General features: G+C 71.2%; 24 protein-coding genes and 3 pseudogenes. 18 read left to right on the plus strand and 9 right to left on the minus strand.

Features of this window, described 5'->3' with window-relative positions; all coding sequences use genetic code 11:
- Positions 1-148 precede the first annotated feature (148 nt).
- Positions 149-379: a hypothetical protein gene (locus HS048_RS23100; protein WP_196468644.1), complete on the plus strand. Its 231-nt coding sequence runs from the start codon at positions 149-151 to the stop codon at positions 377-379.
- 80 nt (positions 380-459) lie between these two features.
- Positions 460-645: a hypothetical protein gene (locus HS048_RS23105; protein ID WP_196468645.1), complete on the plus strand. Its 186-nt coding sequence runs from the start codon at positions 460-462 to the stop codon at positions 643-645.
- Between the two features lie 99 nt (positions 646-744).
- Here HS048_RS23105 and HS048_RS23110 read toward each other — a convergent pair.
- From HS048_RS23110 to HS048_RS23115, 3 genes and pseudogenes are all read right to left on the minus strand, one after another.
- Positions 745-1611: pseudogene (locus HS048_RS23110) on the minus strand (Tn3 family transposase); the annotation flags it as partial.
- A gap of 18 nt (positions 1612-1629) precedes the next feature.
- Positions 1630-1908, minus strand: a pseudogene (locus tag HS048_RS37460) (DUF4158 domain-containing protein); the annotation flags it as partial.
- Positions 1909-2366: 458 nt separating this feature from the next.
- On the minus strand, positions 2367-4016 hold the full coding sequence (locus HS048_RS23115) for a PAS domain S-box protein (protein WP_196468647.1): 1650 nt from the start codon (positions 4014-4016) through the stop codon (positions 2367-2369).
- Positions 4017-4423: 407 nt separating this feature from the next.
- Here HS048_RS23115 and HS048_RS23120 point away from each other — a divergent pair, with 407 nt between their 5' ends.
- From HS048_RS23120 to HS048_RS23130, 3 genes are all read left to right on the plus strand, one after another.
- Positions 4424-4813, plus strand: a complete 390-nt coding sequence (locus tag HS048_RS23120) for a response regulator transcription factor (protein WP_196468648.1) — start codon at positions 4424-4426, stop codon at positions 4811-4813.
- Positions 4814-5204: 391 nt separating this feature from the next.
- The gene (locus tag HS048_RS23125) at positions 5205-5840 is read left to right on the plus strand and encodes a CueP family metal-binding protein (RefSeq protein ID WP_196468649.1); all 636 of its coding nucleotides are present in this window, start codon (positions 5205-5207) and stop codon (positions 5838-5840) included.
- A gap of 489 nt (positions 5841-6329) precedes the next feature.
- A complete protein-coding gene (locus HS048_RS23130) occupies positions 6330-6773 on the plus strand; it encodes a DUF4158 domain-containing protein (RefSeq protein ID WP_230881849.1) in 444 nt (147 codons plus the stop codon).
- A 178-nt stretch (positions 6774-6951) separates the two neighbouring features.
- Here the strand turns inward: HS048_RS23130 and HS048_RS23140 are convergent, their stop codons facing one another.
- Positions 6952-7485, minus strand: a complete 534-nt coding sequence (locus HS048_RS23140) for a DUF6817 domain-containing protein (protein WP_196468651.1) — start codon at positions 7483-7485, stop codon at positions 6952-6954.
- 351 nt (positions 7486-7836) lie between these two features.
- Positions 7837-8082, minus strand: coding sequence for a hypothetical protein (locus HS048_RS23145; protein ID WP_153054251.1), 246 nt, complete (start codon positions 8080-8082; stop codon positions 7837-7839).
- Between the two features lie 536 nt (positions 8083-8618).
- Here HS048_RS23145 and HS048_RS39180 point away from each other — a divergent pair.
- Positions 8619-9905, plus strand: a complete 1287-nt coding sequence (locus HS048_RS39180) for an ATP-binding protein (protein WP_374058791.1) — start codon at positions 8619-8621, stop codon at positions 9903-9905.
- Between the two features lie 74 nt (positions 9906-9979).
- The gene (locus tag HS048_RS23155) at positions 9980-10408 is read left to right on the plus strand and encodes a hypothetical protein (protein WP_196468653.1); all 429 of its coding nucleotides are present in this window, start codon (positions 9980-9982) and stop codon (positions 10406-10408) included.
- 242 nt (positions 10409-10650) lie between these two features.
- Here HS048_RS23155 and HS048_RS23160 read toward each other — a convergent pair whose 3' ends face one another.
- Entirely contained in the window at positions 10651-10995 is a 345-nt protein-coding gene (locus tag HS048_RS23160) for an STAS domain-containing protein (RefSeq protein ID WP_196468654.1), read from the minus strand.
- Positions 10996-11428: 433 nt separating this feature from the next.
- On the opposite strand from HS048_RS23160, the gene HS048_RS23165 reads away from it, so the two are divergent.
- Both HS048_RS23165 and HS048_RS23170 read left to right on the plus strand, forming a co-directional pair.
- Positions 11429-11821, plus strand: coding sequence for an ATP-binding protein (locus HS048_RS23165; protein WP_068897483.1), 393 nt, complete (start codon positions 11429-11431; stop codon positions 11819-11821).
- A gap of 390 nt (positions 11822-12211) precedes the next feature.
- Positions 12212-13066, plus strand: a complete 855-nt coding sequence (locus HS048_RS23170) for a hypothetical protein (protein ID WP_196468655.1) — start codon at positions 12212-12214, stop codon at positions 13064-13066.
- A gap of 233 nt (positions 13067-13299) precedes the next feature.
- Here the strand turns inward: HS048_RS23170 and HS048_RS23175 are convergent.
- From HS048_RS23175 to HS048_RS23185, 3 genes and pseudogenes are all read right to left on the minus strand, one after another.
- Positions 13300-13654 (minus strand): annotated as a pseudogene (locus HS048_RS23175) (transposase); the annotation flags it as partial.
- A gap of 49 nt (positions 13655-13703) precedes the next feature.
- Entirely contained in the window at positions 13704-13907 is a 204-nt protein-coding gene (locus tag HS048_RS23180; protein ID WP_196468656.1) for a hypothetical protein, read from the minus strand.
- Complete coding sequence (locus HS048_RS23185; protein ID WP_196468657.1) at positions 13889-14488, minus strand: hypothetical protein; 600 nt, start codon at positions 14486-14488, stop codon at positions 13889-13891. The genes HS048_RS23180 and HS048_RS23185 overlap by 19 nt, the downstream gene beginning before the upstream one ends.
- 206 nt (positions 14489-14694) lie before the next feature.
- On the opposite strand from HS048_RS23185, the gene HS048_RS23190 reads away from it, so the two are divergent.
- The 9 genes from HS048_RS23190 to HS048_RS23230 all read left to right on the plus strand — a co-directional run bounded on the left by HS048_RS23190 (position 14695) and on the right by HS048_RS23230 (position 24607).
- Positions 14695-14868: a hypothetical protein gene (locus tag HS048_RS23190; protein ID WP_196468658.1), complete on the plus strand. Its 174-nt coding sequence runs from the start codon at positions 14695-14697 to the stop codon at positions 14866-14868.
- A 365-nt stretch (positions 14869-15233) separates the two neighbouring features.
- Entirely contained in the window at positions 15234-16196 is a 963-nt protein-coding gene (locus tag HS048_RS23195; protein ID WP_068897389.1) for a LysR family transcriptional regulator, read from the plus strand.
- Positions 16197-16405: 209 nt separating this feature from the next.
- Positions 16406-19657, plus strand: coding sequence for a M20/M25/M40 family metallo-hydrolase (locus HS048_RS23200; protein ID WP_196468659.1), 3252 nt, complete (start codon positions 16406-16408; stop codon positions 19655-19657).
- A 324-nt stretch (positions 19658-19981) separates the two neighbouring features.
- Complete coding sequence (locus HS048_RS23205) at positions 19982-20716, plus strand: lytic polysaccharide monooxygenase (protein WP_068897390.1); 735 nt, start codon at positions 19982-19984, stop codon at positions 20714-20716.
- A gap of 1 nt (position 20717) precedes the next feature.
- The gene (locus tag HS048_RS23210; RefSeq protein WP_068897391.1) at positions 20718-21170 is read left to right on the plus strand and encodes a DoxX family protein; all 453 of its coding nucleotides are present in this window, start codon (positions 20718-20720) and stop codon (positions 21168-21170) included.
- A 306-nt stretch (positions 21171-21476) separates the two neighbouring features.
- Entirely contained in the window at positions 21477-21818 is a 342-nt protein-coding gene (locus HS048_RS23215) for a helix-turn-helix transcriptional regulator (RefSeq protein ID WP_068897392.1), read from the plus strand.
- 49 nt (positions 21819-21867) lie between these two features.
- Positions 21868-22566: an isoprenylcysteine carboxylmethyltransferase family protein gene (locus tag HS048_RS23220; protein ID WP_196468660.1), complete on the plus strand. Its 699-nt coding sequence runs from the start codon at positions 21868-21870 to the stop codon at positions 22564-22566.
- A gap of 32 nt (positions 22567-22598) precedes the next feature.
- Entirely contained in the window at positions 22599-23552 is a 954-nt protein-coding gene (locus HS048_RS23225) for a cation diffusion facilitator family transporter (protein ID WP_196468661.1), read from the plus strand.
- A gap of 296 nt (positions 23553-23848) precedes the next feature.
- Entirely contained in the window at positions 23849-24607 is a 759-nt protein-coding gene (locus tag HS048_RS23230; RefSeq protein WP_068897395.1) for a cyclopropane-fatty-acyl-phospholipid synthase family protein, read from the plus strand.
- The last annotated feature ends 25 nt before the right edge of the window (positions 24608-24632 follow it).

A 24632-nucleotide genomic window follows, 5' to 3' on the forward strand; every position in this document is an offset into this window, starting at 1 on the left:
GGATGTCGGGAAACCTTCTAATTCCGACGCCTCGAGAAGGCCCGCGTGGGAGGCGCACTTTGATGAACGGGCTTCGCCGTGCTGGATGGGGTGTCTGGATGAACCCTCCAGGCCGGTGGCGCGTCCCTTTGGTGTGAAGAGATCGCGTTTGACCGTCATCGCGCTGCTCGCGTCGTTGTGCGCCTGCGGCCAGTCTGGTGCTGGCCCGGTGCCCACTGTGGCCGGGACCGAGACGATCGTGTTGCCGCGGGCCGATCAACCCAAAGCGCATCGGCCCACCCTGGAGCGGCTCAAGCGAGAGGCGGCGTCGTCGGGCCGATCCCTGGAGGAGGTCGTCAAGCGGTACGCGACCCGGGTGGCTGCTACCTCGTCACCCTGATCGGCGGCAAGGGATTCTCGGCCTCGGAGCTCCGGCGGGCCCAGGACACAGCCGTCTCCCGGCTCCGATCCCGTCCTGAGGTGGCCACGATGATGGCGCACTCAGATGAGGAGACCGGCCAGGTCAAGGTCACGGTTCAGCCGAAGGTGATGCCGGACGATGCCGAGGAGTTCAAGCGCGGGCTTCAGCTCCCTCAGCCGGACAATCCGCACATCACCGTCGAGGTCACGCTCTCCGCCGATTCGGTCGCCGTTCGGCCGCAGTGAGAACCACCGGAGCCCCCGGCGCGCACACGGCCCGAACCCAGGCTTGATCCTTCACTCCGCTACCTGGCGGCTGGGGACATGTTCGGGAGCGGAGGGCCGTCACGGCGCGGTGGCCGGGTCGTGGAACGGTCGCAGTCCGGCGGCGGGGTCGGCGCGGGTGAAGGAGTAGCGGCCGAGGAAGTTGATGTGCTCGAACGCGATCGGTGACAGGCGCGAACACATCTCGCCGGTCACCGGGAACCCGTCGGCGCGGATCTGCTTGACGGCGGCGTCCAGGTAGAGGGTGTTCCACCACACGACGGCGTTGAGGGCGAGGCCGAGGGCACCGAGCCGGTCCTCCATCCCTTCGCGGTAGCGCTGGCGGAGCTGTCCGCGGTTACCGAAGGCGATGCGGCGGGCGAGCCGGTGGCGGGCTTCCTGGACGTTGAGCTGGGTGCCGATCATCCTCCGGTAGGCGTCGTCGCTGATGAACTGGAGAAGGTGCAGGGTCTTGAAGATCCGCCCGTAGTGTGCAAACGCCTCACCCAGCCCCGTGGGGCGTCCGCCTGCCTGGAGCATCCGGATCAGGTCGTAGGCCCGCACCGCCCCCGTCGTCAACGATCCAGCGACGCGGAGCATGTCGGCCCAGTGGCTGCGGACCTTGTCCAGGCGGATGGTGTGCCGGGACATGGCGTCGAGGGGCCCGTAGGTGGCGCGGGTGTTGGTGCGCCACAGGCGGGTGTCGCCCAGGTCGGCGATGCGCGGGGAGAACTGGTAGCCGCAGATCGCGAACAGCCCGAACACGATGTCGGAGTACGAGGCCGTGTCCGTCACCACGGTCTCCGGCCGCAGGCCGCCGTCAAGGGTGTGGATGGCGTCCAGGATGAACAGCGAGTCGCGCAGGGTGCCGGGCACGATCAGGCCGCCGATGCCCATCACCTGGTCGTTGACGACGTTCAGCCAGGTCGCGCCGCGCTGGCGGCCGAATTCGTCCTCTCCTTCGGCGAAGTCGCGGTAGCCCAGCAATTCACGGATCTCCCACGCGTGTTCGTACACCGTCTGCTGACGCTGTCCGTACTCGGCAAACTCCTCCGGAGCCACACCGAGCTGCTCAGCGACGAACGCCGCCACCCTGGCCGGCACCGCCGTGGGGTCCTCGGTCAGGAACACCCCCAGCATTCGCACCGTCCCCCACTGCACCGCCCTGCCCAGCTTCGTCGCCGGGCGCCGCCGTTTGTCCGTTTGCTCCAGCGCGACCCGGTCCAACCGGAAGAACTGCTCCAGCTCCGCCGCCGACGGCTCCTACCGGAACCGCCCATACCGGGCGACCTGCTCATCAGAGAGAAATTCGAAAGGCATGACCCCGGAACGTACGACCCCTCATCCGGGCAAACCCACCTCGTCACCGAACCGAAACGAAGATCAGCTAACTACCGCTAATTCCTGCACTCATCCTCCTCGCGGGCCGATACGGAAACGATCATGGTGTGCTGACGTCGCATCCGCACCCTGCCGGGCCTCTACCCCGCGCAGGGTGCGTTATCAGGAACCAGCACAGGGACCGACGTCGGCCGACCAGGACCGACCGGGGCGGTCGACGACGGCCACCCATTCAAGATCAACAACTTTCCGGGGCGTCGACGCCGATCTCGGTGCGGCCTCCCCTCGCTCTCCGGGGGGTGGGGGCCGGCGGGTCAGGAGGGCGATGTCGGCTCAGGAGGAGGACGCAGCGGCAGGCAGGGTCAGGGTGAAGGTCGACCCCTCGCCCGGGGTGCTGGTCGCGGTGACGGCGCCGCCGTGCGCCTCGGCATCGCCTTGGCGATGGCCAGCCCCAGCCCCACGCCCTGGATGGCGTGCTCGTCGGCGTACCGGGTCCGGGAGAAGCGCTCGAACACGTGCGGCAGCTCATCGGCGCCGATCCCGGCCCCGCGGTCGGTGACCGCGACCGCCACCTGCTGCCCGGTCGCGGAGGCGTGCACGCTGATCGGCGTGCCGGCGGCCGAGAACTTGACCGCGTTCGACAGCAGCGCGCCCACCGCCCGCACCAGCAGATCCCGGTCGCCGGCGACGCGGTCGACGCCGTCGTCCACGCGCACCCGGAAGACGTGCCCGCTGTCGCGGGCCGCGGCGCCGGTCACCCGTAGCGCCGCCTCGATGACCTCGCCGGCCGGCACGGGCACCGCCTCGATCTCCAGGTGGTCGGCGTTGAGCGTGCTGATCGCCAGCAGGTCCTCGACCAGGTTCTGCAGCCGGGCGGCGTTGCGGGTCATCGCCTCCAGCATCCGCCGGCCCGGCGGCGAGGCCTCCACCACTCCGGCTTCGGCGTCGGCCACGACCTCCAGATAACCGATCAGCGAGGTCAGCGGGGTGCGCAGCTCGTGGGAGACGGCGGCGATGAAGGCGTCCTTGGCCGCATCCAGCTCTCTCAGGCGCGTCACCGTGGCCTGCTCGGCCTCATAGGCCTGGCGCAGCGCCTGCTCGGCGCGGCGCCGGTCGGTGATGTCGTGGATGAACGCGTGAAAGGCCCACGCGCCGTCCTCGCGGGTGGCCCACACCACGATCTCGATGGGGAACTCGCTGCCGTCGGGCCGCGCGCCGGCCAGCTCCAATCTGCGGCCGAGCACGTTCGACTGCCCCGTGGCCAAAAACCGGGCCCGGCCGGCCTGGTCGGCCCCGCGGTAGCGCTCCGGCACGATCGTCTCGTGCACCATCCGGCCCAGCACCTCCTGGCGGGAGCGGCCGAACATGCGCGTCGCCGCGGCGTTCCACTCGGTGATGCGCCCGGCCGCGTCGGTGGAGACGAACCCCTCCACCGAGGTGTCGATGACCTGGCGCAGCCGGTCGCGGCCCGCCTGGACGGCCGTCTGGGCCGTGCGCCGGTCGACGATGCGCCCCAGCTGGTGACCGAGGCTGGCCATCACCCGCAGCAGCGGCTCATCGGGCTCGGCCGGTTGAACGGAGAAGAACTCCAGCACCGCCGCGACCCCGTCGGCGGCCACGATCGGGAACGCGAACGCCGCCCGCACCCCCAGGTCGCGGCCCTGCTGCGCGCGGAAGAACAACGGATCGACGGCGATGTCGCGCGACCAGACCGGCTGCCCGGTGGCCGCGGCCCGGCCGATCGTGCCGGTGCCGGGCGAGAAACGCACGGCCTGGCTGATCTCGCGCAGCGCCGGGAAGTCGCCGATCGGCCCGCTCCAGATGTCGGCCGAGACGAAGTCCTCGCCGATGTCGGCCGGCACGCACAGGTGACCGAGCGGCCAGCCGGTCGCCTCGCACACCGCGCTCAGCACCGCGCGGGCCGCGTCCTCGAGGTCGTCGCTGGTGTTGGCCACGGCCGTGATGGTCTCCAGCAGCGCCACCAGCGCCGCTTCCCGTTGCGTGCCCGCCACCGGCCTCACCTCCCCGTCGTGAGCTGTGCCCGCAGAACCGGCACGGCCACCCCCGTGATCCAACCGAGGGTAACCGAATGGTTGCTCACAGGCGTTCTCTGGATGCCGGGAGCTACCGTTCAACCGGGCGGCGGCGAGATCGCCGCCCGCGCGGGCCGATGGGATCTGGAATGATCACAGACGACGGCTTTACCTTGTAGATTCACCGGGTGGCGGTGCCGATCGCCGCCCCGGCCGGCACCGCCACGGGAGCGCTCGCCCGTCCCTCCGGGTCAAGGAGCGGGCGAGCGTCCCCGAAACCCCCGCACCGTACGGCCCGCAGCGGCCGGGGACGCGGCAATCCCCGACCCGGGACTCATGAGGAGGTCCGCAGGGGGTAGGAGCGAGCGGAGGGCCCGGGAGGGGACATGCCGGCCGCGTTGCTCGTCGAAGACGATCCCGATCACCAGGAGATCCTGGCCCTGCTGCTGAAGCAGGCCGGCTGCCGGGTGCACGCCGTCGCGGACGGCGCCCAGGTCCTGCCGATGGCCCGGCAGGTGCGCCCGGACCTGGTGGTGCTGGACTGGCGGCTGCCCAGCCTGCCGGGCACGGAGGTCTGCCGGCAGCTGCGCGCCGCGCCCGAGACGGCCGAGGTGGCGGTGCTGATGGTGACCGCCTGGGTGGACGACGGCGTCGACAACGCCGCACAGGAGGCCACCCGGGCGGGAGCCGACGACTTCGTCCTCAAACCGATCAACAACCGGGAGTTCCACGCACGGGTCCTGGCCCTGCTCAAGCGATTCCCGCCCCGCCCATGAGTGATCATTGATCCGCTCCCCGGGAGCGGGCGGCGGGACCAGCGGGGGCGGGTGCGGTGTCCTGCCGGGGAACCTGCGCGGCCGCCGTCGGAAGGACTCCTTTGCCGATGCAAGGACTGACTCGGGCTCGCCGTGGTGCGGGCGGTCGGCGGGCCAGCGGTTCCTGCGGCGCCTGCGGCGCCTGCCCGGCGACCGGCGCAGATCGGGGTCCCCTCCCTTTTTCGGATGCCCACCACGAGCAGCACAAAACAGTCGATGCAACCGAAATAACCCTTTTCTTGCGGGAAAGGCCGCAGCGGCGGGCGGCCTCTCACCAGGCTGCGGCGCGGCGGTCGGAGACCTGTGACGGAAGTCCCGTCAAACGGCCCTTCCGGCAGCCGATACGAGGAACATGAACAGGAAACGAACCCTCTTCGCGGCCGCGGTCTCCGCGCTGGTGCTGACCGGATGCGCAGGTCAGAGCGGCGGCACGACCTCCACCGCACCGAGCACCGCATCGCCGGCGCCGTCCGCCCCGGCCTCCGCCGCACCGCAGACGTCTGCCGCAGCCCGGACGCTGCTGTCCGCCTACGGCCTGACCGGCAAGGACGCGGTGCAGATCATCGACCACCTCGACCGGCTGGGCGGCGCCGAGCGCCCGGCCGACCTGAAGGCGTCGGTCCGCCCCGGCGAGCTGGCGCTCTCCGGCGGTGGGCAGGAGGTCGTCCTCCCCCTGCCCGCTGACCGCTTCTACCTGTCGGTGGCGCCCTACACCGACCGGACCCACGAGTGCTTCCACCACTCGCTGACCACGTGCGCCGGTGAGCTGGCCGGTAAGGACATGCAGGTGACGATCACCGATGCGGCCAGCGGCGAGGTGCTGGTCGACGAGACGCGCACCACCTTCGCCAACGGGTTCACCGGGTTCTGGCTGCCGCGGGGCATCGACGGCACCGTGACGGTCGCCTACGGCGGCAGGACCGGCCAGGCGGAGATCTCCACCGGCCAGGACGCGCCGACCTGCCTGACGACCCTCCGGCTCGCTTGAGCCCGCTATCCCGTCTCCCTTGCATGAGGGCGAGGAAAGTCGTTTGTCGCCTGGGCCACACGGTGCCCTGCGAGTTACGTGAGCCGCCTACGCGCAGGCGCAAGGAGGGCGCGGCGCCGGACCGGGAGGCAGCCGGCCCGCGTCTGTTTCGGTCGGCCGACGCCGGCTTTCCTGCGCCTGACTCCTGATAATGGCACTCCAGCGGATGATCACGATCGGCCGCGTATTCAGCATCGAGGCACCCATCGGCGGTGTTCCGGCAGCTCGCATCCACCCTAGCGGCGACCTGCCTGGTGAGGGCGAATCCGAGATCTTCACGGGCTTTCCGCGCGGGGACCCGATCGCTCGCCGACCGCCCCTACCAAGCGGGCAGACCAAGTAAGCCGGAAAGGGGTCAATCGCAGGTCAGCAGCCCTAACGGTGTCTCAACATGACCATTTGCGCTGATTTGGTTACGGTTCGGCGAACAATGGGGCGCATCGTGATCACTTGTCGCTACGGTGTGCGGGTTCTAGAAGTGATCGGCCGGGAAGGGCTCGCCTGACGTCGATCGAGTGGACCGCCTACCCGCAGTTCAAGCGCTTGACCTCGGCGCGGGCACTGCATGTGTTCTTCACTCCGACAGCCGATGAGGTCGACTGGGCCCAGGAGCGGGTCACCGAGCCGCAGGCGCTGCCGGCCGTGGTCGTGGCGTTGAAGTGCTTCCAGAAGATGGCGCGTTTCTCCTCCTGGCAGGAGGTTCCCGAGGTCGTCGTCGACCACGCGCGGCGCTGTCTGGGCCTGGGAGAAGAGGTGGGGCCGGATCTGGGGCCTGGGCGCACCGCCAAACGGCACCGCAATCAGATCACGGCACCGCAATCAGATCCGGGCCCGGCGCGCACCGCACACTGGCTGGGATCGATGAGCCGGCGCTACTTGAGCGGGGTGTGCTGACTGCACCGCCGGAGATCTGGGGTCTGGCAACGCGCCGGGCCGAGGTGATCAGCCGGCTGGCCACCAGCGCCACGGTCGGGCATGCAGCCGCCGGCACGGCCGCGGCGGAGTTGGGGGTGTCGCGGCGGCAGGTGTACGCGATGTTGGCCCGCTGGCGGGCCGGTTCCGGTTTGGCGTCCTACCGTCTGAGGACCCGCTGCACTGCGGCGTCGACCGGCGCGGACGTGAACGGCGCCCAAGCGGAGAATATCTCCCGAAAGTAGGCACGGTGCCTGTCGGCCACCAATGGGTCCTGGTCGATGACGTCCAGTTCGTTGACGATGCTCAGGTCAATCAGCCATCCGAGCTGCTCGGGGCGCAGCTTGTGAACCTCGCCGGTGAAGCGGTCGACGACCTCAGCGCTCGTTGCAAGCCGTCGCCAGGTGCGCCCCCGGTCGCAGGCCCCGTACAAGTACACCAGGGCCTCGGCGTCTGCGCCGACAAGGTGACGCAGCGGCGCTCGATCCGTCCAGTCGAGCAGAGCGATGTCGAAGCCGTCCGTGCCGTAGACCGCATGTGTCAGGCCAGCTGACTGCACAACAGCACCATGTCCGACCTCAGCGAGGCGCTCCTGCACTCGACACAGGTGGGCATACAGGGTGCCGCCCGGATGCGCCACCGTCTCGGCTCCGCGACTGCGCAACCATGTCCGCACATCGATATCAGCGTCCATGATCACACCGTAACACCGGAGTCGGGCGCCGTCCGATCATGAGCATGCACGATTCGTCACAGCGGTACCGCCAGCTCAGGACGCCTCCAGTTGATTACTGGCGGGGACCGGCGTGCTCACCACGGCACATCCCGGGAGCCAGTGGTGGGTGGCAGACCAAGTACATCGGAAAGGACTAATAGCGCTGGTCAGAGGCTCGGAAGCCTGCTGGACAGCCGGGCCGGGTGTCCAGCAGCGCCCTCGGCATTCGGCTCGACCGATACCGCAGAGGACGCCTGCCATTTTACCGAACGATCGCACACCGGATAAGCCGGGTACGCCGTAGTCCGTCGAGCCGTCCCGGGCGAGGGTTCATCGCAGCGACTGCACCCGGTAGAACGGGCCGAAGTCCGGATGCCACGGACCGTCCATCGCGACGACCAGGCCCAGCTCGCCGGTGAGCTGATCCAGCGCCTGAACGGTGCGCTCCGGCTCCAATCGGGCCTCCTGAGCGACCTGCCGCAGGTGCCTGGGCCCATCAGCATTACTCTCCAACCGGGAGACGGCCGGGAAGACAGCCGCCTGCTCACCAGACAGGTCGGATACGTCGTGACTCATGGCTCATCATCGTCACCGTCCTTGAAAGACGGGGCCGGATCGGCCCAGGAGATCATCGGGCCTCTCGGATCGGCATCCCACCGGCGGGCCCGGGAAGATCACACCGACGGCGAGCATGCCGCCGCTCCAGCGTCGCGTCGGCCTGCGCACCGGTGCGGGCGGGCAGGGCAGGGCGGCGTTGCGGTGCCACAGGAGCGGTGCGCGTCTGGTGGATCAGGAGGTCGGCCAGTAGATTCACCGGGTGGGCGATGCCGATCGTCTCGGCCGACATCGCCTTGGGCGCCCACCCGTCCCTCCGGGGAAGGGGAGCAGGCAGGCACCACCAGGTCGGACTGCTTCACGAGGAAGCCTGGTCCCCCGGTCCGTCTTATGCGCTGTGCGGACCGTACAGCGCCGCCCGGACGGCCCTTGAGCACCCGCGAACACGCATCCGGTTTCCACGGCCAGCACGAGCTGGCGGCCCATTAACGGACGCCCGAATCAAGTGAAGTGGACGACCCAAACGAATGGGTATACGAACTGGGGGAGGCGGGGATGTGAGCGACGAGCCGTTGCTGCCGCGGATGCGGACCGATGAGCTGCTCGCCGAGCTGCAGGAGCGCCTGCAGGTGCTGGCGGCGGCCCAAGAGCGTATCCACACCCTGCTGGAGGCCGTGATCTCGATTGGCGGCGACCTGGATTTGGAGACCGTGCTGCGCCGCATCATCGAAGCGGCCACCCGGCTGGCCGACGCCCGCTACGGAGCCTTGGGCGTGATCGGCGAGGGCGGCACGCTCAAGCGGTTCATCCCGGTGGGCATGAGCGAGCAGCAGATCACGGCGATCGACCACTGGCCGCGCGGTGAGGGCCTGCTCGGCCTGCTGGTGCGCAAACCGCAGACCCTGCGCCTGGCCGATATGGCCGACCATCCCGCCTCCCACGGCTTCCCCGCGGGCCACCCGCCGATGCGCAGCTTCCTGGGCGTGCCGATCCGGGTGCGTGAGGAGGTGTTCGGCAACCTGTACCTGACCGAGAAACGCAGCGGCGGGCCGTTCGGGGAAGAGGACCAGGCCGTGGTCACCGCGCTGGCCACCGCGGCGGGCGTGGCGATCGCCAACGCCCGCCTGTATGAGGAGACCCGGCGGCGCGAGGCCGAACTGCACGTGTTCGCCGGCGTCGTCGCCCACGACCTCAAACGCCCGATCAGCGTGATGCGCGGTTTCACCGAGATCACCCTGGAGAGCCTCGCCGGCCAGCGCGTCCGCCGGGAGGACCTCGGCCACCTGCAGCGGGTGCTGGCCGCCGCCGGCCAGATGAGCCGGCTGATCGACGACCTGCTCATCTACGCCACCGCCCGGGACGCCGCGTTGCCCCTCGTCGACGTCGACGTGGCCCGTCTGGTGCGCCAGATCGTCGACGATCACCTGGCCGCGGCCGAGACGGCCGAGGCGGTGCCGCAGGTGTACCTCGGAGCGCTGCCACCCGTGCGCGGCAACCCTCCCCTGCTGCGTCAGCTGTTCGACAACCTGATCGGCAACGCGATCAAGTACACCCCGGCCGGTCAGGCCGCCCGCGTCGACGTCACCGGCGAGCCGGCCGGCAGCGGCTGGGTACAGATCACGGTCGCCGACCGCGGCATCGGCATCCCGCCGGGTGAGCACGAGGCGATCTTCACCGGGTTCCACCGCGTCGCCAGCACCTACACCGGGACCGGGCTGGGGCTGGCCATCTGCCAGCGGGTCATCGAGCGCCACGGCGGCACCATCACCGCCGACGACAATCCCGGCGGCGGTGCCCGCTTCACCTTCACCCTGCCCGCCGCCTCCGATCTCCCGCAGCGGTGATAAGGCCCGCTCGGGGTGGTGCGGCCGCCGATTCCCGCGACCGGATCGGTTGCGACCTGGCAGGGTGGAGGGCTGTGAGCATCGACGAGCCATCCCCGCAGGTCGATCAGGTTCCGGCGTCGCGCCGCCGCGGCGGCCTGGCCGCCACCCGCTCCGGCCACCAGAAAACCGAACGGTCGTTCTTCTGCCGCGTCTGCCAGCGCACCGAGCGCGGCTTGTGGGTGCCGGCCGGCTGGTACGCGCTGGAGCGGGCGCCCGGCGGCCGCGGCCGCCACGTCCGGCCCGGGCTGTACTGCAGCGTCGCCTGCCTCGTGGCCGCCGGGCAGATGCCGGCCGACGGCGCGGCCGCGCACGCGCAACGGATGAACCTGCCGAACGAGGAGGACCGGCGCCGGGAGCACCAACGCGTCGTCGACGTCGCCCAGACGCTCCTGGGCGGCGGGATGAGCGTCCGCCAGGCCGCCGACTCCCTGCACGTGCCGACGTTCACGCTGAAGACCTGACTGAAGGAGGCCGGGATCCGCATCGGGGCTGCGGCCGGCGAGCGGGAGGCGGCCCGCATCGCGGACGGGTCCGTCGCACGCTCCGGCGTTCACCGCCACGGTGGTCACCCGCCCCACCGGCGGCAAGCAGGTCGTCATGACGAGCGGGACCGGGGCGAGCAAGGCGGTGGCGCGGGCGGCGGCCGCCGCCGCGCTGGACACCGGCTGAGCTGTCCCGCCCGTCACCGGGGTATGGAGACCGGTTACGGCGCCGTCGGCCGGAGCGCCGGGACGACATCGTCGTGGGGGAACAGGTCGGTCAGCCGGGTGATCTCCAGCAGCCGCCGGACGACTCCGTGCGCGCCCGCCAGGCGCACCGACCCGCCGACAGCGGTGGCCCGGCGCTGGCAGCTGATCAGCGTCCACAGGCCACTCGAGTCGCAGAACGTCAGCGCGCCCACATCGATCACCAGATGCACCCGGCCGCAGGCCAGCACCTGATCCAGGCTCTCACCCAAACGGCCGGCCGACAGCCGGTCGAGTTCACCGTCCAAGGTGATCAGCGTGAACGCGGGATGGTCGGTGACGGTGATCGACAGATCGGTCATCGGGGCGTCTCAATTCACAGCGGATGGGAACTGCGCCCGTGGGCGGATCACGCACGAGCGGTGACCGCTTCGTCCACCGTATGCCTCCCACCGTGCCATCACGCAAGCCCTGCGCCGTGAACACTTCCCCACTCCTCCGCTGGCCTGCGGAAACGGTCTGCCTTTTTCCCCTGCGCCCGCCGGGGACGAGCGCGCGGTGACCGGATGCACTCCTTCCAGGCGCGCGGCGGGCTCAGCCCGGCCGTCCGGGACCGTGGCCCGGCCTCGGTCCCCACCATGAGGCGCCAACGGCGGGCCGTGGTCCCGGCGCGGCTGCGGTGCCACCGCAGCACCTGGTCGCGTGTACTACGGTGAGGACACCACCGGCGCGCTTGACCCGCGGACGCCCCGTCCTTTGCAGGCGCTGCCCGGCACGGTGCCCGGGAGGCACTTCATGGCCACTCAGCAGCAGTGGCGCTGGCCGATCAACGACGACCTGAGCCTGCTGCGCCGGTGTGTGCGCGAGCACGCGGCCGCGGCCGGTCTCGAGGCCCAGCGCGTGGGCGAGCTGGTCCTGGCGGTCTACGAGGCCGTCGCCAACGTGTTGGATCACGGCGGCGGGACCGGCACGGTGAGCATCAGCCGAGACAGCGGCCACCTGATCGTCGACGTCGTCGACAGGCGTGGCGCGCTGGACGCCGCGCACCTGCCCTTCGCGCCGCCCGATCCTCGCGCCGGTCGCGGTGCGGGCCTGTGGGTCATCGGTCAGGTATGCGACCAGGTGAGCGTCGAGCGGCAGCCGGGCGGCTCCCGGATCCGGATGGCCATGCAGTTGCCGCTGCCGTGAGCAGCGCCGCAGCACCGGCGAGCGGCCCTGCAGCACGGCGGTACTGACGGGCGCAGCCAGGCGTTCGCATCCGCTGGAGGTGCCGGTCTTCCTCTGTTCGTCTGCCCGCAACGGCTCGCGTCGCCTACCCGGTCGCGGCCGTCGCGGTCTCGGCATCTGGGGAGAATCGGTCCGGGTTTTGGCGGTAGCACCCCGGCTGCTGAACGCTCTCCGGGGTGAGATCGCGGGTGTGAGAGATGGAATTTAACATACTCTTTGTGGGTATTCGTCCGTTTCTAGGTGCCCTGCGAGCGCGACATGTCCATGGCCAGACTTCCTTCTCCCCACGCGCCCGGGGAGCCTGACTGGACGCTGGCCATCCGGTCCCTAGCCCAGGTCATCGTCGTAACCGTGCTGCTGTTCATGGCCGGCGGTGTCGCCCTCTCCATGATCGCCTATGCCCGCAGGCCGAATCAGGCTGATGAACGTTTCGCCGTGGTCATAGGAACCGCCGCGAAGATCGCAAATCCCGACCACCACTTCCACGGACTCGCCCACGACAGCGACGGGTGGACCGAGCACCTGACCCTGGTGGGCGAGCCGCTTACGGCAAGCGACGGTATCACCGAAGACGTCCCCAGCCAGCGCCTCACCTACGAGATCACCAAGAACCCCTTCGGCGCGATCGACGCCATCGGTGCCGCACCCATCGGCGACTCGGCACTGGACCACAGCCTCATGGCCATCGGCGAGCGCGACCAGAGCCAGGACGCGGCCCGCCGCCAGACCCGCAAGCGCCTGGAGGCCCTGCCCGCGGGCATGAACGCGGTCGCGCTGGTGGAGTTCGACCACCCGCTGACCGCGACCCAAGTTGCCGACTTCACCGGCCGCGATGACTACTGCGGCATGACCACCTACGTCTATCAGCCCTTCGGCGGCACCAATGAGAACGCGATCAGCCGGAACACCCGCATGGCTCCCTTCGAAGATCGCCCGAAAGAGCACACTGTCGAGCCGGAGTGTACGAAGGAGCCGGATGAGGCCCTGGCCGCATTCCGCTCCTGGGCGGCCAAACTGCGCCCCGAGGACGACGCCGGCCTGCGCGACCTGTCGCTGAGCCGCGCGCGATTGGTCGAGGCGGCCGGCAACGGCCTGGCGTACGCCTTCGTCGCCGAATCCTGGCGGGTGGGCGACCTGCGCGCGCTGCTTGACGACTCCCGGGTGCGGAGCATCCGTGTCACGGATGTCGCCTTCAACCTCAGCTGAGCACGCTGTCGCTTGGAGCGTCGGCAAACGACCCTCTGACGACACCGACCAGATCGACCACATTGTTCCTGATGGGCGCTGTCGGAGACCCGTGTCGACGATCAATGCCGGGAAACCTCTCGGCTGAACACTTCCGACACCCCGTGCCGCTGTTGCCGAGTCGTCATCGGGGACCGATCCCTACCGCCAAAACCCGGTCCGCTTCTCCCCGGAGGCCCGTCGGCTTCGCCGCGCTGGCGGGCCACTCCGGCCGAGCGCACGCCCTTCTTCGAAGAAGCCGGTCTCATCGACCACCAGCACCCCGCTGCGGGCATCACCCAGGATCTCGACCACGCTCCGGCGCACGTCATCGCGTGGTCCGTCGCTGTCCCAGGCGTAGAAGTTCAGCAGCCGCCGCATGCGCTCCGGGCCGGACTGTCCGGCGGCCTCGGCCAAGGTCCAGCCGCTCTTGCGCTCACTCTCACCCAGCAGGCCACGCACGTAGGCGCGCATCTGGCGACGCGCCTCCACCCGCGGGAACCGGCCCGCGAACCGGCCGACGAACGCCGTGAACCCCGCCGGCCATTCAGCCACCGTCTCCGCCAGCATGACCAGATCGTTTACCACGTGACCCTAGATCACAACTGTCGTTGTCGTATCAGGAAGCGGCTGCTTTCGTCACCACGCACAGGGGCCGGCTCCGGTGCTGGTAGGAGACGGCGGCGACGGCCAGCGCCCAGCCGTACCCGCCGAACGCCAGCGACGCCGCTCCGCCGATGCCGAACAGGCCGTCGCCCAGGACGCCGACGCCGGCGAGGATCCCGCTGCCCGTGCCGTACAGGGCTAGGGTCGGCGCGAGCACCCAGACCGGTGCCAGCGGCAGGAACCGGGGCACCCGCCGGCCCGCCAGCCACGGCGTCCAGCGGGGGAAGACCATGCCCCACGGCCGGACCAGTCCAGCAGCAGGAACACGGCGAGCCCGACGCCGCCGACCCCCGCCAGCACCATGGGCCAGGTCGGCCGGAATCCGCCGGGCTCGATGCCGGGGACGCCCGCCGCGCCGAGCGCGTGCAGGGCGAGGTAGGGAAGGAACACCCAGCAGCCGGCGTAGGCGATCCGCCGCACCACCCGGGGCGCCGCGTGCGGCGCGGGATGCTTCCGGCCCGACACGACACGGGGCGGCACCCGTGCGCCCCAGGGGCGTACCGTGGCGGCCGCGACCACGGATCCGACGAGCAGCACGGCCGCGCCCGGCCACGTGACGTCGGGCAGGCCGAGGTCGGTGACGCCGAGGAACGAGCGGTACCCCGTGAGCGCGGCCACCAGCAGCACGCAGCCGTACGCGGCGGCCGCTCCCCTCTCGGCGTGACCCGCCCATGAGGCCCACCGCCGCCACCATCCGACCGATGACACGACCGGGTGGTCGCCGGAACGGCTCCTCATGCGGGCCTCCGCGGTCTGGAGAAGAAGACTTCGGAAGTCTGCTCCGCCGGACCTTTGATTTCGCTGAGGGACGCTGAGAGTCCCCTCAGCCGCTCCGGCGTGCGGCGGCGGGATCCGGCTACCTGCGCGAACGGTACTCGGCGCAGTTCGACGCCAAGTCCTGCCACGCCGACCTGCTGGGCCGGACGGCCGAGGGCGACTGGGCGGTGGACCACGAGCACGCGGTCGGCACCGCCCGCGGCGACTTCGACCTGCTGGTCTCCTACCGCGTCAAGGACGGCGTGATCGACCGCGTGATCTTCATGACCTTAGCCGCGCTGTCGGGCAGTCGCCGGATGTCCGGGCGGGCGCGCAAGCCCTCGAGCATGAGCGCCAGGTAGCGGTCCACACTGCGCTGGGTGAGTTCGGCACGCAGGCCGGGGAGTCGATCTGGCCACCGTGCGCGAACGGCGCACCTACCCGGTACGGATCGTCACCCGGCCGGCGGTGCGGGTCGAGAGCGGCTACGTCACCGGCGCATACCACGTGCGCGATCCCGAGAAGCCGTCACGTCTGGAGCCGTCACGTCTGGAGCGGAAGACTCCCGTGAGCCGCCGAGCCGGGACGACGCGCAAGGACTTTTCACGATGGGACGGACTCACGTTCTCCGGTCCCGGGAGACGCCGGGTGCGGCTACGGGCGCGATCCGGGCGGGCCGCCTTTTTGGGTCTTCATCGGAAAGAAACTTTACTATTAGCTTCGTCGTATGGAGCTAGAGGTTCGCCATCTCCGGGTGATCTGCGCGGTCGCCGAACACGGCAGCATCTCACGGGCCGCGGTCGCGCTCGGCATGTCCCAGCCCGCCCTCACCGCCCAGCTGCGGCGTATCGAGCGCATGTTCGGCGGGCCGCTGTTCGACCGGGACCGCGGCGGCACCCGTCCCACCTCGTTCGGCGCATGGGTGCTGGTGAGGGCGCGGTCGTTGCTGCCCGCCTTCGACGAGCTGCGCCGGGACGGCATGCGCTACATCGGGCAGAGCTGCCCGCGACCCGCCATCAGGGTCGGCTGCATGGTCAGCCACCTGGGCATCAGCGCCATCACCCGCCTGGGCGAGCTGATCCCCGACGCCGAGATCACGGCGCGGACCGAAGAGGCCATGGACCTGCTACCCGGCCTGCTGGAGTCCGGGCGGCTGGAGCTGGCCACCCTCGGCGACTATCCCGGACACGAGATCCTCCCGCCGACGGGCGTGACCTATGTGAGTGTGGCCACCGAGCCGATCTTCGTCGGACTGGCCTCCTCGCACCCCCTCGCCCGATCGGACGAGATCGAACTGCGGGACCTCGCCGGAGAGGACTGGGGCCTGCACGCCCTGGCGGAGGCCGGGCACCGTGAGCACTTCTGGACTGCCTGCGCCGAGGCGGGCTTCACCCCGCGCATCGCCTATGCCGCCGATCTCAGCCTCGCCGTCGGCCTGATCTCCTCCGGCAGGTGCGTGGGCATGTTCCAGGCGCTCAGCACGGGATATCCGGGTATCACCATCCGTCCGCTGGCCGGCACCCCGCTGCGCTTCCGGCACCTGCTCGGCTGGCCGGAACACGGGCCGGTCGCGCCGTACGCGTCCGATCTGGCCGCGGGGGTCAGGGCGGACTACTGGGCCAAGGCGCGGAGGACTCCGGTCTACGCCGCCTGGCTGGCGCTGCACGGCCCTCTCCCCTCCCTCGGGTGAGCCCCGGCCGCCGCGCCTCGCCATATCGCGCCGTTATGGAATTTCGTAGGGTACTCCGCTCCACGCCCGCGATGTCAGCTTTGGTCCAGCCCGAAGCGAGGACACGCCCGGAGACGCCGCCCGCCACGAGCGGGGCCGGCGCGCCGGACACCCTGCAGGGCTCCTTACCCCCCACCCCCACAAGGGGTATCGAGAGGAGTCACCCCCCAGTGAATCCCCGGTTCATGCTGGGCGTCACCGCCGCGCTGGCGGCCGTCGCCCTGACCACGACCTCGGTGGTCCCCGCCTCGGCCTCGGCTGCGAACGCGCCGAACGCCGCCGGTGCCACCGCCCCGCCCTCCTTCGCACCCCCGGACCCCGAGGCGCGCCGGCGTGCCATCGCCAACGCCGAGAGCGCCCTCGCCGCCGAACGCCGAGACCTCGCCAGAGGCCGGGACGACGTCTTCTCACTGAAGAAGGCGGTCTCGGTCTCCGGCATGCAGTTCCTCACCTATTCGCGCGCCTACCAGGGCGTGCCCGTCTACGGCGGCGACGTGGTCGTCGCCACCGACCGCACCGGGTTCACCGTGGCCGGCGTCGACACGGCGCAGACCGCCGAGCTGAAGCTGGACACCAGGACCACCGTGACCGCGGACCGGGCGGCGCTCAAGGCCCGCTCCCTGCTCACCGAGGTGGAGAGCGTGAGCACCCCGGCGCTGGTCGTGCACGCGCTGTCCGACACCCCGCGCATGGCGTGGGAGGTCGTCGTCACCGGCCGGGCGAAGGACGCCCCGAGCGTTCAGCACGTCTACGTCGACGCCCTCAACGCCAGGATCCTGAGCTCGTGGGACGCCGTCCGGGCGGGCACCGGCCACGGCTTCTACAACGGCGGCGGCCTGGACATCAGCACCTCCGGCTCCGGATCGTCGTACACGATGCGCGACACCACCCGCAACAACCTGGCCTGCGGCGGCCAGAACGGCTCCCCCTACACCAAGTCCGGTGACACCTGGGGCAACGGCCAGGGGACCAACCTGGAGACCGCCTGCGTGGACGCCCTCTGGGCGGCGCAGAAGGAATGGGACATGCTCCGGGACTGGTTCGGCTACAACGGCTTCACCGGCGAGGGCGGCGGCTTCCCCGCCCGCGTCGGCCTGAACCAGGTCAACGCCTACTGGAACGGCTCCTACACCAACTTCGGCAAGAACCAGGCCGGCACCCAGCAGGCGACGCCGATGGACGTGGTCGGCCACGAGTACGGCCACGCGATCTACCAGTTCGCCGGCAGCGGCGGCGCGGGCAGCAGCAACGAGAGCGGCGGCCTGAACGAGTCCACCGGTGACATCTTCGGCGCCCTGCTGGAGCACTACGCGAACAACCCCAACGACCCGCCCGACTACCAGGTCGGCGAGGAGGTCAACCTGGTCGGGCAGGGCCCGATCCGGTACATGTACCGGCCGAGCACCAACGGCGACCCGGACTGCTACAGCTCTTCCATCCCCAGCACCGAGGTGCACGCCGCAGCCGGGCCGCAGAACCACTGGTTCTACCTGCTCGCCGAGGGGACCGACCCGACCGGCGGCAAACCCGCCACCCCGGTGTGCTCCGGCGCGAACCCGCGGACGTTCGGCGGCATCGGCATCCAGAACGCCGGCCGGATCTACCTCGCCGCGCTGAACATGAAGACCACCGGCAACCGGACCCACGCCCAGTCGCGCTCCCAGACCCTTTCCGCGGCCAAGGCGCTCGACCCCACCTGCGCCTGGTTCGAGGCGACCAAGGCCTCGTGGAACGCCGTCAACGTCCCCGCGGTCTCCGGCGAGCCGACCTGCACCCCGCAGGGCGGCAACGACGACTACTCGGCCTCGATCGATCCGGCCGCTGCGGACGTCCAACCGGGCCAGTCCGCCACCGCCACCATCAGCACCACGGTGACCAGCGGGAACGCCCAATCCATCACGCTGCGCACCGACTCCCTGCCCTCGGGCGTGACCGCCGCCTTCAGCCCGGCCGTCATCTCCGCCGGGCAGACCTCGCGGCTGACCCTCACGACCTCGGCGGACACCCCGGCCGGGTCCTACCCGCTCACCGTCACCCTCGACGGCGCCAGCGCCGACAAGCGGGTCGGCTTCACCCTGGGAGTCGGCAGCGGCCAGCCGGGCACCGACGCGCCGGACATCAGCCTCGCCGACGTCAAGGCCCACCTGCAGCAGTTCCAGAGCATCGCCGCGTCCAACGGCGGTAACCGCCGGGCGACGGGACCGGGCTACACCGCCTCGGTGTCCTACGTCGAGGGCAGGCTCCGGGCCGCCGGCTACACCGTGACGCGTCAGACCTGCACCTCCGGCTGCACCGGCGGTGCGGGACCGAACCTGATCGCCGACTGGCCGGGCGGCGACCCGAACCAGGTCGTCATGGCCGGAGCCCACCTGGACGGCGTCTCGGCCGGACCGGGTATCAACGACAACGCCTCGGGCTCGTCGGCCCTGCTGGAGGTCGCCCTCACCCTGGCGGAGAAGAACCCGTCCATGGCCAAGCACGTGCGATTCGCCTGGTGGACCGACGAGGAGCAGGGCCTCAACGGCTCGGAGTTCTACGTCAACGCGATCGGCGCCACCGAGCGGAGCAAGATCAAGGCTTACCACAACTACGACATGGTGGGCTCGCCCAACGGCGGCTACTTCATCAACAACATCACCACCCCGGCGGCCGCCCCGCTCAAGGAGTTCTACGACAAACTGAACCTCCGGCCCGAGGAGAACACCGAGGGCGCCAACCGGTCCGACGACGCGCCCTTCCGCAACGCGGGCATCCCCACCTCCGGCGTGGCGGCCGGGGCCAGCGCCGTCAAGACCTCGGCTCAAGCCACCAAGTGGGGCGGTACGGCGGGCCGCGCGTACGACCCCTGCTACCACGCCTCCTGCGACACCGCCGCCAACATCAACGACACGATCCTGGACCGGGCCGCCGACGCCGCGGCGTACGGCATCTGGAAGCTGGCCGTCGGCGGGACCGGGACGCCGGCGGACGACTACCTGGTCTCGGTGAGCCCGTCCTCGGTCTCGATCGACGCGGGAGGGTCCGCCACCGCCGTACTGAGCACCACGGTCACCTCCGGTGACGCGCAGAGCATCACGTTGAGCGCCACCGGCCTGCCCTCCGGCGCGACCGCGGTCTTCAGCCCGCCGACCATCACCGCGGGCCAGTCCTCCACGGTGACCGTCACCACCTCTGCCAGCACTCCGCCCAACACCTACACCGTCTCCCTGCGGGCGGACGGCGCCTCCGCCGACCGCTCCGCCACCCTCAGCCTGACCGTGAACGGCGGCGGGCCGGGTGGGACCTCATGGGAGACGTGGAAGAGCTACGCCGCCGGCGACACGGTCACCTACGACGGCGTGAGCTACCGCTGCCTGCAGGCGCACACCTCGCTGCCCGGCTGGGAGCCGCCGAACGTCCCGGCGCTCTGGCAGCGGGTCTGACCGGACAGGTCCTTCGCGGCGGGCGAGACCGGGGCCGCCCGCCGCATCCACCGGACGACGAGAGAGGGGAACCCCCGCGGCGGGCGGCCACGGCCGCCCGCCGCGACCCGAGCGCGGCTCCACCTCGCGGTCACCGCTTCCCCGGGCGCGGCCCGCCCGGGCGAAGCCGTCGCAGCCCGGCTGCGGGCTTCCTTCCTCCGGGCGGCGCGGACACCTGGGACGAAGTTCGTTCATGACATTAAATATCAGGAAAAGTCAGCTATCGGTTTACTGTTAGGAAACTTTCCTTTATGTTCCTGGCAGCCCCCCAGCCAAGGAGCAACCATGCGAAGAACAGCGATGATCGTCGCAACGGCGTTCGTCACCTTCGGAGCCACCGTCCTCACCGCCGCACCGGCACTGGCCCACGGTTACGTGTCGTCCCCGCCCAGCCGCCAGGCCATGTGCGCCCAGGGCCGCGTCACCGGCTGCGGCCCCATCGTCTACGAGCCGCAGAGCGTGGAGGGCCCCAAGGGCCAGCGCAACTGCCACGGCGGTGTCGCCCGGTTCGCCCAGCTCAGCGACGAGAGCAAGGCATGGCCCGCGACCCCCGTCGGCACCGGCGTCACCTTCAACTGGGTGCTGACCGCCCGCCACGCCACCAGCACGTGGGAGTACTACATCGGCAACACCCGGATCGCCACCTTCAACGACGGCGGCAGGCAGCCCGGCGCGACCGTGTCGCACGCGGTGAACCTGGCCGGGTTCAGCGGCCGGCAGAAGGTCCTGGCCATCTGGAACATCGCCGACACCGCCAACGCCTTCTACGCCTGCATCGACCTGCAGATCGGTGGCGGTGGGACCACCCCCACGCCCACCCCGACGCCCACCCCGACGCAGAGCCCCACGCCCACCCCGACACCGACCGTGACGCCGGGCGGGACCTGGAAGGCGGGCACCGCCTACACGGCGGGCTCCCAGGTCACCTACGGCGGCGCGACCTACCGGTGCCTCCAGGCGCACACCGCCATCGCGGGCTGGGAACCGCCGAACGTCCCCGCGCTCTGGCAGCGGGTCTGACATGGACCTGATCCGCGACATGGCGCTGTCGCTGGCCCGGACGGCGATCGGGTTGCTGTTCGCCTGTCACGGGGCGGCCACCCTGTTCGGCGTCCTCGGCGGCCCGCACGGCGGGCGGGCCCCGGAGTTCGCCGAATGGCCCGGATGGTGGGCGGCGGTGATCGAACTCGGTGCGGGCGGCCTGGTGATGCTCGGCCTGGCCACCCGCGCCGCCGCGCTGCTCTGCTCGGGGACCATGGCCTACGCCTACTTCGTCGTGCACCAGCCCGGCGGGCTGTTCCCCATGGTCAACGGAGGCGAGGCCGCCGCCCTCTTCTCCTGGTCCTTCCTCCTGCTGGCCGTGACCGGCGGCGGCTCCTGGTCGCTGGACGCCCTCGCCGCCAGGTACCGCGCCTCCGGCCGGAACGACGGGCTCCCACCCCTCCCGGACGCATCCCTCATCCGGGAGGGGTGAGGATCTCCGGGTGACGGAGACCCCGCGTCCCCTTCCGAGGGCCGGGTCCTCCCCCGATGGAGGACCCGGCCCTCGCCGCACATGGGGAGACCTCGCCTTTCCGGGACTCGTCCGTTCGACATGATCAGAGTGATGTCGAACGGACGAATCCCGGGACCGCTCGCGGCGCCGCCCCGGCCGCCGCCTGCGGAGGCGCCGGCGGCACGACGGCGCACCCTCCGCCGCGGCAGGCGGATGACCGGGCCGCCGAACCCCGTCCAAATATACACAATTTCCTGAATTCAGGATTTCCTGTACTATCGCGGTATGTTGACGATCGCCCCCGAGATCGAGGTCCTGGCCCGGTTCGGCCGCGCGCTGGCCGACCCGATCCGCTGCCGCATCCTCCTCGCGCTGCGCGAGGCACCCGCCCATCCGGCCGAGCTGGCCGAGACCCTGGGCATCTCCCGCACCCGCCTGTCCAACCATCTGGCGTGCCTGCGCGACTGCGGCCTGGTCGTGTCCGCGCCCGTGGGCCGGCGCACCCGCTACGAACTGGCCGACGCCCGGCTCGGCCACGCCCTGGACGACCTGCGCACCGCCGTGGTCGCGGTCGCCGCCGACGCCGAACGCAGCTGCACCACCGCCGAGACCGAGGGCTGCTGCTGATGGCCGCCCTCTCCGCCCCTGCCCGCCGCACCGACGACGAGGACTGACCATGGCCGTTACCGCGCTCATCGTGTATGTAGTGGCCATGGGCCTGGCCTTCGGCTGGCGCACCGCGGTGCACCGGCGCCGCACCGGCGACACCGGCCTGCGTCTGGACGCCGGTCCGGCCGGATCGGTGGCCTGGTGGGCCAAGACGGCGTTCGTGGCCGCGATCGCGCTGGGCCTGGCCGGGCCGGTCGCAGCCACAGCCGGCATGGCCGGTCTGGCCGTCCTCGACCACCCGGCGGTGGCGGCCGCCGGACTGGTGATCGCCCTTTCCGGCACCGCGGCCACGCTGGCCGCCCAGCTGGCCATGGGCGCCTCCTGGCGGATCGGCGTGAACGCCGGCGAGCGCACCGATCTGGTCACCGGCGGCCCGTTCGCGCTCGCCCGCAACCCGATCTTCACCGCGATGGTCACCACCAGTGCCGGGCTGACGCTGATGGTGCCCAACCCGGTCGCCGTACTCGCCCTGGCCGTGCTGGTGGCCGCGGTCGAACTGCAGGTGCGCGCGGTGGAGGAGCCCTACCTGCTGGCCGCTCACGGCCGCGCCTACCAGGGGTACGCCGCACGGGTGGGCCGCTTCGTGCCCGGCCTGGGCCGCCTGCCCGCCCCGGACGCCACCGCCCCGGACGCCACCGCCCCGGACGCCACCGCCCCGGACGCCACCGCTCCGGCACGCGGATCGTCCCCGGCACGCGGCCGTTGAAGCCGTCCCCCGGATCAGAAGGAGGACCGTTCGTGGGGACCGACCACGCGCCCGGCCACGGCCACGGCCACGGCCACGGCCACGGGCAGCTGAGTCCGACCGGCCGCCACCGCGGGCGCCTGGTCGGCGTGCTGGCCATCACCGGCACCGTCATGCTCGTGCAGGTGGCCGGGGCACTGGCCTCGGGCAGCATCGCGCTGCTGGCCGACGCCGGGCACATGCTCACCGACAGCGCCGGCATCGCCCTGGCCCTGGCGGCCATCGTCCTGGCCGCCCGCCCGGCCACCTCGAGGCGCACCTTCGGCCTGGCCCGGGCCGAGATCCTGGCCGCGGCCGTCAACGCCGCGGTGCTCTTCGGCCTCGGGGCGTACGTGCTGTACGAGGCGGTCTCCCGCCTGGTCTCGGCGGAGGCTCCGCACCTCGCCACCGGCTCCATGCTGCTCTTCGGCGTCGTCGGCCTGGTCGGCAACCTGGCCTCGATGCTGGTGCTGATCGGCGTGCAGGGCGAGAGTCTCAACCTGCGCGGCGCCTTCCTGGAGGTGGCCACCGACGCGCTCACCTCCGTGGGCGTCATCGCCGCCGCGATCGTGGCCCACCTGACCGGGTTCACCCGCGCCGACGCCGTCGTCGCGGTGCTGATCGGCCTGCTCATCGTGCCGCGCGCGCTCAAGCTGCTGCACGCGGCCGTCAACGTGCTCCTGGAGGCCACCCCCGCCCATCTGGACCTGGACCAGGTCCGCGCGCAGCTGCTGGCGGTGCCGCACGTACGGGCCGTGCACGACCTGCACGCCTGGACCGTCACCTCGGGCCTGGCCGCGCTCAGCGCGCACATCGTCATCGACGACGAGTGCTTCACCGACGGCCACGCCCCGCGGCTGCTGGACGTCCTGCAGGAGTGCCTCAAGGACCGTTTCGACCTGCACCACGCCACCCTGCAGCTGGAGTCGCCGGCCCACGCCCGGCACGAACGACCCGCCCACGCCTGACGTCCGCTCCGCTCACGGCGCCGGCGGCCCCGCCCCTGCGGCCGGTTATCCCGTTGAAAAGCCGCCGGGCGGATCGTACGCTGGCCGTACTCGTTCCCGCCGGCCCCGTCCGGCCGATCATGAGAAGGCGATGCCATGGTCACCGCCCGGTCACCCCGGGGCGGATGACGATCCGGCCGTTCCATCGGCCAGTGCGGTGCGTGCCGACACGCGTCCGCCCGTCGTGCCCCGGTCATGCAGAGATCCTCTCGCCCGCGCGGCGCCGGTCGCCGCGCACCTGATCTGGAGCACACGGAATGTCGCACGACTCCCTGTCCGCGTGGTACGCGGACTTCTTCACCGAGCTGCCCAACGCCTTCTGGCGGGCGGCCGTACCGCAGCAGGCGACCGCGGCCGAGGTCGACTTCGTCACCCGCCTGGCCGGGCTGCGTCCCGGCGCGCGGGTGCTGGACGTGGCCTGCGGCAGCGGACGGCACGCCCTCGAACTCGCCCGGCGCGGTTTCCGGGTCACCGGCCTGGACGTCTCGGCCGAGGCCGTCGGGTACGCCCGTCACGCCGCCGAGCGGGAAGGACTCGACGTCGACCTGCGCCTGGGCGACATGCGGGCCCTGCCCTCCGACGTCCGCGCCGATGCGGCGATCTGCATGGGCAACGCCTTCGGCTACCTGGAGCACGCCGGAACGCAGGGGTTCCTCGCCGGCCTCGCCGGTCTCGTCGTCCCGGGAGGCACGCTGGTCCTGGACTACGGGTTCGTGGCCGAGTCGCTGCTGCCCGGCCTGGCCCTGGAGGAGCCGCCGATGACGCTCGGCGGGATCGAGGCCGTCTCGGTCAACGAGTACGACGCGGCCGGCGGCCGCTGGATCACCTCCTTCACCTTCCGCCGGGGCGCCCAGGAGCACCGCGGGACCTCCGTGCAGCACGTCTACACCGCGGCGGAGGTCGTCCGGCTGGTCTCCGCGGCCGGGTTCGCCGGCGTCGGGCTGTACGGCGACGCCGACGGCGCGCCGTTCCGGCTCGGCAGTCCCCGGCTGCTCCTGGTCGCGCGGCGGCCGTAGGGCGGCGACCGCGGATCGGGGAACG

The organism is Planomonospora sp. ID91781 (assembly GCF_015711595.1).
GTDB lineage: Bacteria > Actinomycetota > Actinomycetes > Streptosporangiales > Streptosporangiaceae > Planomonospora > Planomonospora parontospora.

Coding starts and splice junctions, on each gene's coding strand:
- HS048_RS23140 (WP_196468651.1), bottom strand. CDS start 7,485: ATGGACGCTGATATCGATGTGCGGACATGGTTGCGCAGTCGCGGAGCC.
- HS048_RS23160 (WP_196468654.1), bottom strand. CDS start 10,995: ATGACCGATCTGTCGATCACCGTCACCGACCATCCCGCGTTCACGCTG.
- HS048_RS23195 (WP_068897389.1), top strand. CDS start 15,234: ATGGAGCTAGAGGTTCGCCATCTCCGGGTGATCTGCGCGGTCGCCGAA.
- HS048_RS23205 (WP_068897390.1), top strand. CDS start 19,982: ATGCGAAGAACAGCGATGATCGTCGCAACGGCGTTCGTCACCTTCGGA.
- HS048_RS23120 (WP_196468648.1), top strand. CDS start 4,424: ATGCCGGCCGCGTTGCTCGTCGAAGACGATCCCGATCACCAGGAGATC.
- HS048_RS23215 (WP_068897392.1), top strand. CDS start 21,477: ATGTTGACGATCGCCCCCGAGATCGAGGTCCTGGCCCGGTTCGGCCGC.
- HS048_RS23230 (WP_068897395.1), top strand. CDS start 23,849: ATGTCGCACGACTCCCTGTCCGCGTGGTACGCGGACTTCTTCACCGAG.
- HS048_RS23220 (WP_196468660.1), top strand. CDS start 21,868: ATGGCCGTTACCGCGCTCATCGTGTATGTAGTGGCCATGGGCCTGGCC.
- HS048_RS23165 (WP_068897483.1), top strand. CDS start 11,429: ATGGCCACTCAGCAGCAGTGGCGCTGGCCGATCAACGACGACCTGAGC.
- HS048_RS23145 (WP_153054251.1), bottom strand. CDS start 8,082: ATGAGTCACGACGTATCCGACCTGTCTGGTGAGCAGGCGGCTGTCTTC.
- HS048_RS23125 (WP_196468649.1), top strand. CDS start 5,205: ATGAACAGGAAACGAACCCTCTTCGCGGCCGCGGTCTCCGCGCTGGTG.
- HS048_RS23210 (WP_068897391.1), top strand. CDS start 20,718: ATGGACCTGATCCGCGACATGGCGCTGTCGCTGGCCCGGACGGCGATC.
- HS048_RS23185 (WP_196468657.1), bottom strand. CDS start 14,488: ATGAGGAGCCGTTCCGGCGACCACCCGGTCGTGTCATCGGTCGGATGG.